6 protein-coding genes are annotated in these 7,819 nt (G+C 30.6%); 1 reads left to right on the forward strand and 5 read right to left on the reverse strand.

Features of this window, described 5'->3' with window-relative positions; all coding sequences use genetic code 11:
- Positions 1–45: 45 nt before the first annotated feature.
- Positions 46–852 carry a J domain-containing protein gene (locus MNY27_RS08910; RefSeq protein WP_152183337.1) on the forward strand — a complete coding sequence of 269 codons (807 nt, stop codon included), beginning with the start codon at positions 46–48 and terminating at the stop codon, positions 850–852.
- Here the strand turns inward: MNY27_RS08910 and MNY27_RS08915 are convergent.
- The 5 genes from MNY27_RS08915 to MNY27_RS08935 form a co-directional block, all read right to left on the reverse strand.
- Positions 825–1,772, reverse strand: a complete 948-nt coding sequence (locus MNY27_RS08915) for a DUF234 domain-containing protein (RefSeq protein ID WP_152183338.1) — start codon at positions 1,770–1,772, stop codon at positions 825–827. The two genes, MNY27_RS08910 and MNY27_RS08915, sit on opposite strands and share 28 nt — an antisense overlap.
- Before the next feature lie 35 nt (positions 1,773–1,807).
- Positions 1,808–3,076 carry a DNA polymerase IV gene (locus tag MNY27_RS08920; RefSeq protein ID WP_152183339.1) on the reverse strand — a complete coding sequence of 423 codons (1,269 nt, stop codon included), beginning with the start codon at positions 3,074–3,076 and terminating at the stop codon, positions 1,808–1,810.
- A 337-nt stretch (positions 3,077–3,413) separates the two neighbouring features.
- On the reverse strand, positions 3,414–3,701 hold the full coding sequence (locus MNY27_RS08925; protein ID WP_346392176.1) for a type II toxin-antitoxin system RelE/ParE family toxin: 288 nt from the start codon (positions 3,699–3,701) through the stop codon (positions 3,414–3,416).
- Positions 3,701–3,919 carry an addiction module protein gene (locus MNY27_RS08930; protein WP_346392177.1) on the reverse strand — a complete coding sequence of 73 codons (219 nt, stop codon included), beginning with the start codon at positions 3,917–3,919 and terminating at the stop codon, positions 3,701–3,703. The genes MNY27_RS08925 and MNY27_RS08930 overlap by 1 nt, the downstream gene beginning before the upstream one ends.
- A gap of 65 nt (positions 3,920–3,984) precedes the next feature.
- Positions 3,985–7,515, reverse strand: coding sequence for a hypothetical protein (locus tag MNY27_RS08935; RefSeq protein WP_346392178.1), 3,531 nt, complete (start codon positions 7,513–7,515; stop codon positions 3,985–3,987).
- Positions 7,516–7,819: the final 304 nt, after the last annotated feature.

The following is a 7,819-nucleotide window of genomic DNA, read 5'->3' on the forward strand; positions in this document are numbered from 1 at the left end:
TTTTTTGCTATACTTGTTTAAAATAATGTGTAGAAGGCTGTCTGTATGGATATTGTTTTACGTAACAATCTTATTCTGATTACGACTGGATTTGATACACTAAATACTGAGTGGATGCGTGAGTTTTTAAATCAGCATACACGTGGAATGCTTTTCTTACCAAAGGCTGTACTTGTTTTTAGAAATGAAACACTCAAAGAGGTTCGAGAGAACTTTATTCGAAAATTGAGTGAGTACCATGCACAGACACATGACTTTAATCATGAGTTTTTCTTACGCTCTATGCTCAAATTTGGTACACAGCCCATTAAGATAGAACTCAGCAAACTTGAAGAGCCCGAAGTCGTAAAAGTACACCTTTATGCGTATGATAAAAATACGGTGCTTATCTCCCTTGACTCTCCAAACTCATGGGTAACGAACTATCTGCGTTCACAGCTAGAAGTCTATGTAGAGCGTGGTACAGATATCTCTTTGGTTGTTGATGTGAGTGATTACAAGGCTAAGGCACGACTTGAAAAAGCACTGAACAAGCGTCACATCCTACACTATCAGATTCAATATACGTACGACAATCATTTTATGTCAAAACTCTACTCTGATTTTGCCAACTTCTCATTTGGAGATCTGTCCAAAGCGGATGAGTTAGATGAGAAAAAAGAGTTTTACACTATCTTGGAGTGTCCTATCGGAGCGAGTCAGGATGCACTTAAAAAGAGTTATAAAAAACTTACAAAAGTCTATCATCCAGATAAAATCATTCATGAAGCTCCACATATGGTAGAACACTATACACAAAAATTTCAACTACTTCAAGAGGCTTATCAGGCACTGCGCGTGATTAACGGGTAAGGTTTTTTCTGCGGTTTTGTTTTGACAAGTGCTTCAAAATCATCACTGCTGTAGAGTGCCAAAGAGGCTCCTTGCATCTGTAAAAGTTCTTTTGAAAATCCTCGTTTTGAAAAAAAGACTATCTGGTTTGGTTCAATACCCAGTTTTTGACACTTATCATTGATCTTATGCAGCTCTTTTTTGTTCACTTTATGATTTGTCCATTTACACTCGCCAACATAGATACGACCATTTTGCGTGATGGTTAAGATGTCTATCTCAAGATTTGCATCCCAATAACTTCCAGAACTTACAATATGAGCATCACGCAGGTTGTAGTTTAAGAGTACTTCTGAGAGCTCTTCATAGACTAAACTTGTGTAACTATTATGACGTAGCTCAAAATCTTTTAAAAAGGCATCATATTTTCCTGCTTCTATCTCTTTGATATGAGGAACAACGAAGTAAAACCAGAAACGGATAAACGGATGTGTAAAGAGTACTTTATGTGAGATACGATGCCGTGCCTCTCCGCGTTTGAGTTTTGTACGAGGGTACTTGTCACGGGGATGTTCCTCACGTGAGTACTCGAGTTGAATCAGCCCTTTCTCTTGTAGGTAGTTGAGTGCTACACCACCATTTTTATTATTTAGACCGGCTTTGTTAAAAGCAGAAAAGATACGTCTGTCCCCTGTTGCAAGAGCTTTGAGAAGTTTTCTGTTGATAGCATCATTGAGTGTAAGAGAGCGCATCTTTTCATCGATGATGTCAAAGTTGTCAAGTATGAGTGTTTGGATGAGCTCTGAGATGGGTTTTGTAGTGTCTATATCCCAATCAACTCCGCCAAAGACAGCAAAGTAAGCAATTTGCGTCTCCATATCATCAGGATAATTTTGAAAGTAAAAAGAGCGAAACTGCTCTAAAAGTTTCATATTTGTCATAAGAGGTATTGTAGCATAGTTTTTGTTAGATACCCTTACATCTCACTGGCAAACTTTATGGTATCAATGCCATATTTTTCACGCAGTTTCTGTGAAGATTTACTTAAAGTATGCATTTTTTGTTCATCATTAAAGCCGATGAGAGAGAGCTCTTTGCGTGAGTGTTTGGTAAAGCTTGAACAGTTTATGGAGAGTCGAATGACTTGCAGTCTTCTTTGTATGTCGGCTTGTGTAAAAAGCTCCAGACAGAGTGCATCGAACTTTTTTTCTGTGAAAATCTCAGCTTTTGAGATGTTTATATGTGATTTTTGATTCATTTCATAATTGATACTGAGGTGAAAAACTGTCGGAATGACATCAAGTTTAAAAATCGCATAAGAGAGGTGCCGTGCCAATATATGCACTCTGCGACGCAGTTCAGTTCTATCAAAAAGAGGATCAAAAGTACGTGATATGCCGATGGATTTTCTTTCCCGCTTGACCTCAATAGCAGCATCACTCTCTCCATTGACCCGTTTGTAAAGCTCTTTTGCATAGGGTCCCCATGACTCCAATGTTCCACGACGCTCACGCAACTCTCCAAGTGTGTGAATCTGTGCTGCGTGAAGTTTGCGCTTCATACTTCGACCAATGCCTGCGAAATCTTCTACTTTGATAGGATTGACAAAGGTGTCAAAATCCCAGCGATAAATTGTTTTACATCCAAAAGGTTTGGCATAGGATGTGGCGAGTTTTGCAATGTAGCGTGTATGTGCTGCTCCGATGGAGACGGGAAGACGCAGCTCTTTTTTGATCTCATGTCTGAGTCTGTCGATAAACTCCGGGACATCTTCATCTACTACCCAACCGCTCAAGTCTCCGTAAAACTCATCAATGCTAGCCTGCTCGATAAGTGGAATCTTGCGTGAGAGAAAGTCATGAAGTTTATGTGAAAGCTCTTGATAGAGGGACATATTTGGTGCTTTGATGATAAGGTGGGGACAGAGCTCTTTTGCCTCACGCAGACTCATCGCTGTTTTGATACCGTAAGACCGGGCTTCATAGCTTGCTGTTGTTAGTATACCCCGAAGTTTGCCATTTTCCATAAAGGATTCGATGTCATCATCTTTTTGTTCATAGGCTTTGTAAAAAGTAGGAACAAAGCTTCCGGAGTTTTCAAAGTTGACTGTCTGGTTTTTTGCCTCACGTGAAAATATCTTGGTATCGCTTCGCCCACCGATAACTACAGCCTTATGTTCTAGATATGGCTCTTTGATGCGGGCAGCACTGACAAAAAAACAGTCTATATCTATGTGAATCTTCACTTTTTCCCTCTTTGGATAGAAAATTTTTGACAAAGTATAGATAAAAAATAAATAGAGTGAAAATGTATGACAGATTGACAACTATTTTAGTCACTTCATAGTTACATTTATTTTTTGGGGTTTATTAAAGTTGTGGCTCCGGATACTGGATTCGAACCAGTGACCAAGTGATTAACAGTCGGTTTAAACTATATTCTCATACTTTCTTAAATCGTATCAGATCTCACATTATTACCAATATTAGGTAAATTAATCACTCTTTTTATTTTTAAATCATATCATAAAAATCCAAAGAAAACAATCTCATACGGACTTATCAAGGACTTAAAATTATATTTTATAGTCTTTTTGCTATTGAATTAGGGTCTCTTCTGCAATCCAATACAGCATAAATATAGACTGTATCTTCTTTAATCTTGTAGTATATAGAGAAGGGAAACCTTTTAGAAAGAAGTCTGTAGTAATCTGAAATCACTATATGTATGCCGGCATAAATAAGTAATGACTCTATATCTGATAAAATTGAATCTAAAAAATATCTGCCAAGTCCATCTTTTTGAGATTCATAAAAAGAGATCCCAATTGCTATATCTTTTTCAGCGTCATCAAGAATTTTGATAGTCATTAAGTGAGCTTCTGCAATCTTTTTTTGGCACTCTCCAAGTCACTAAATGTCGATTGTGAATTTTGAATATTTTTTTCACGATTAGCTAAAACATCAAGATGCCACTCTGGAGTAAAGCCATTGTCTTCTGCTTGATGAGACATATTTTCCCATAACTCTTCCATAATAATAAATTTTTCTTGCATAGGAATTTCGTCATAGTTTAATGGTGCTGTCATTTCATACTCCTTTTTGCAATTATAGCATATTTACCTCTTTTAATGGTTTGTTTCATTGGGATAAGTTATTTCTTAAACCTATAAACTATAATTTTTTTGTCTTTGATACTATAAGATGAAATACACTCTTCCTCTTTTAATATTTGTAATAAAGTTTCTGTATTTTGATTTTTTTCTAAATTAATTGGGCTTGTTCCAGTAGTGCAAAGTTGAGAATAAGTGTCACCTATTAATTCAAGGTATTTTTTAATATCTTCACAATCTAAATCATCATTATATGCTAATTGAAATACAAATATTTCTAATTTATTTTTATGTGGTAAAAATTTGATTATTTGATCTAAAAGTTCTTTAGTCATTGCTTGTTTTTCATCAAAATATAATTGACTAATTTTTAAAGCTAAAGTTTCATTTATAGGAAAACTAGCTAAGTCAATACTTTGTAACAGTTGTATTTTTTTAGTATCTACAATATCTTTTAGATTTAAAATTAATTCAAAATCATTGTCATTAAAAATACTTTGGTATGCTTGGATATTATTTACAAAATTATCAAAATAATATTTAATCAATTGTAAATGTTTGTTTTGGAAGTATTCTTGCAAGTTTGTTATATTTTCTGAACTTAATTGCAGTTTATTTTGTTCTAACAACACATCGATTTTTTCACTATTTAAATTTGATATATCAATATCAGAGTACTGATACCCATTACTCTGTAATAGTTTGTTATAAGAGCTTAAATCAAAATCGTTTGTAACTACAATATCATCTAAAATAGTATTATCGAAATTTTCATTGTTTTCGCAATACTTATCATCAATTTTAATTTTTGATAACTCTCTAGCATTTTTTTCAATATTTAAATAGTCTACAAGTATATTATCTAATTTTTTATCTATATACTCATAATACAAAGATAAATTTTCCCAAGTAGCTTTTATTTTATTTTGTTCAAATAAAGTCTTCCAAAATATTTTATCAATTTTAGATAAATCTTCTAAAATTGTTTCTTCTTTTTGAATAATTTCAAACTTTAACTTTTCTTCTAATTCATCATTATTTAATAGCCACACAATTACATCTTGACTCTCTTGTGTATTTGTATCTATCTGTAAAAATATATTTTTTATATAATAATTAATATTATTTTCAATATTACTTATAAGCTTTTTATACGAATCAAGCTGTTTTATGGTTGTAAGGTGTTTAGAGTATAGTTCTCTTTCTATATCAGTTTTAGTAGCATATTTTACATAGATAAACTGCTCTATCATAAGTTTATTTAAGACGTAATTGTTGTTCTCATAAATGTATTCGAATAATGATCTATTTGATATAGGATTGCTTAGCTTATAAAATTTTACATCTAAGTTTGTAATCAATAACTGCAATTTTTGATTATCTTTTTTCACTAAATCTTTTAGCTCTGTCAATTCCTCTAAAAACTTTTTTATACTGTCTTTTTTATTTAGAGCGACTAGCTCTTCCTCACTTAAATTATATAGCAGAATATAAAAATACCGTGTATAATTATCTAAAGCTATATTGCTCCTTTCATAAATATATTCCCAAATATCACTCCAATTTAAAGCTATTTCTTTTATAAATATATTAGTTTCAGGTAAATAGTTGATATACTCCACTATAAACTTAACACTTGCTTTTCTCTCATTTGATAATTGTTGAAATATGACATTATATTGTTCTTTGAAATCATCTTTATGTTCTATAAGATACTCTACTAGATCATAATTTAGTATAGCTTCTTTGTTAAACTCATTTAGATTTAATTTGTATATAAGTTCATTCATATTATTTAAGCTATAAGTATATTCTAAAGGAGTATTATTTATTACACTTTTTAAAAAATTTATATCATTAGGTGTTAAACTATTTTTAAACGAGTTTGATAGATACATATAATAATTTTCATCTATATGACCATTGAAAATTAAATATTTTAGCAAGTCATAACTACCCAGATACCTATTTAAAAGCTTTTGAGATACCTCTTGCTGTGAAAGTTCTTGTATGGTATATCTGTTCAATCTTTCTCTTTGTTTATGAATTTCATCTATATTATTTTCTAGAATAGATATTTGAGAGTTTGTTTTATTAACAATAATATCTTCTCGTTGTTTATATGTAAAGTTTTTATCAATTTTATTTTCTATATCTTTAAATTTAACATTACCGTTATATCTATCATATTTTATACTTGAACATTCTTGTATTAGTTTAAATTTATCGTCATTTGTAGTAGTATTTAGTAGTATATTTTGATTGTCGCAATATATATGTCCTTGAATATGCCCTAAGTCTTCAATAATCTTATAAATATATATCATTCTTAGTTCTTTAATATCTGATATATTTTCTTTTTCTATATTTTTTATCTTATCTCTTAGCTTTCCCATTTTGCCGATATATATCTCATCTAATGCCTTGATATACCTGTACCTATTATTAAAAATATTATTTAAAAAACTATCTCCTTTGTGTAACTTGGCAAAATCATTTGGATAAAAGTTTTTATAAAGAACCATAGATAAAAGTTGTATTCTATTTAGATTGTTTCCTATAGATTTTTCATATATCTTGTATTCATTATAGATATTTTTTAAGAGTCTCATATCTTGAATATACAGCGATATATCTCTTAAAAAATCTTTTGTGATAGGATTTTTTATATTTGTATTATCCAAATCATCTTTAAATAGCTCAATAAGTTTTTCATAAGAAGTTGAGATATTGATATATGGGATAATAGGTATCAAAAAGTCAAAAAACTTAACTCTATTGTTTTCCTTATCATTAAACATATCATCTTTTATAGCATATAAAAATACCACTTTTTTATGCTTTTTCTTAACTTGTTCAGAATTGTTTATGAAGCTATTCAATTCTCTTAGTTTTGTAAATATTTCAATATTTTCAAACCTATCTAAATCTTGAAAAACTACAACATTATAATCTGTTTGACTAAAAAAGTATAATATTTCATCAAGGTAGTTATTAAGTAGTGATGATTCATCATCTTTGTTTGTTTTTATCTCCAAGTTTTGTAAATTTAGCTTTTCCAAACTAATACCTCCAAAATCTTTGATAAGTGATTTAATAAAATAAAACAATCCACCTATCAATATAATCAAAGATATCCATTTTATATCATTTAGATAGTGTAAAAACTCAGTATATTTTGAATCAAAAAATATCATGTATGAGAGTATAAATAAAATTATAAAAAGTGATTTACTTTTTACCCATTTAACCGTGTTTATTCTTTTAAATCTTGATTTTGGTATCTGAGATTGCTCAACTCTGTAAAATATCTGCTGTAATATACTTTTTTCGACTAAAGATATATCTTTAGTATCCTCTTTAAAAGTAGCAAGTGATATATCTAAAAATTTGTACCTTTTATCACAGTTACTTTCAAATGTTTTCAAAAAACTACTTTTACCAGTCCCATAAGAGCCTGATATAGCTATATTTCTAACATCAGTTTGCTCAAGTGCTTTTGTTAAAGCATTTATATATACCTCTACATTCTGAGCTTGTTTTGACGGTGTTAAAAATTGAAAATTTATCATAGTTACAGCTTTTTTAAAAATTATAGCATATTTACCTCTTTTTAAATTTTATCATCTTTCATCAAATCTTCTCTATTTCCCAGCATAAGGGAAGCAACAGCATTTTTATTTTACTATCACTTATAGATTTCATTCTAAATGGAAAAAGTGATGGCAACTCTAAAAACATTAAATAAAAAAATATCAACCAAATATGAAGGTGTCTTTTACAAAGAGATAGTCAATGAAAACAACAAAGTTGTTGATAAAATATTTCTCATTCGATATAGAGAAAACTATACCGACAAGCAGATGACTGTTGGTA

It is taken from the genome of Sulfurimonas sp. NWX79, assembly GCF_039667035.1.
GTDB classification, from domain to species: domain Bacteria; phylum Campylobacterota; class Campylobacteria; order Campylobacterales; family Sulfurimonadaceae; genus Sulfurimonas; species Sulfurimonas indica.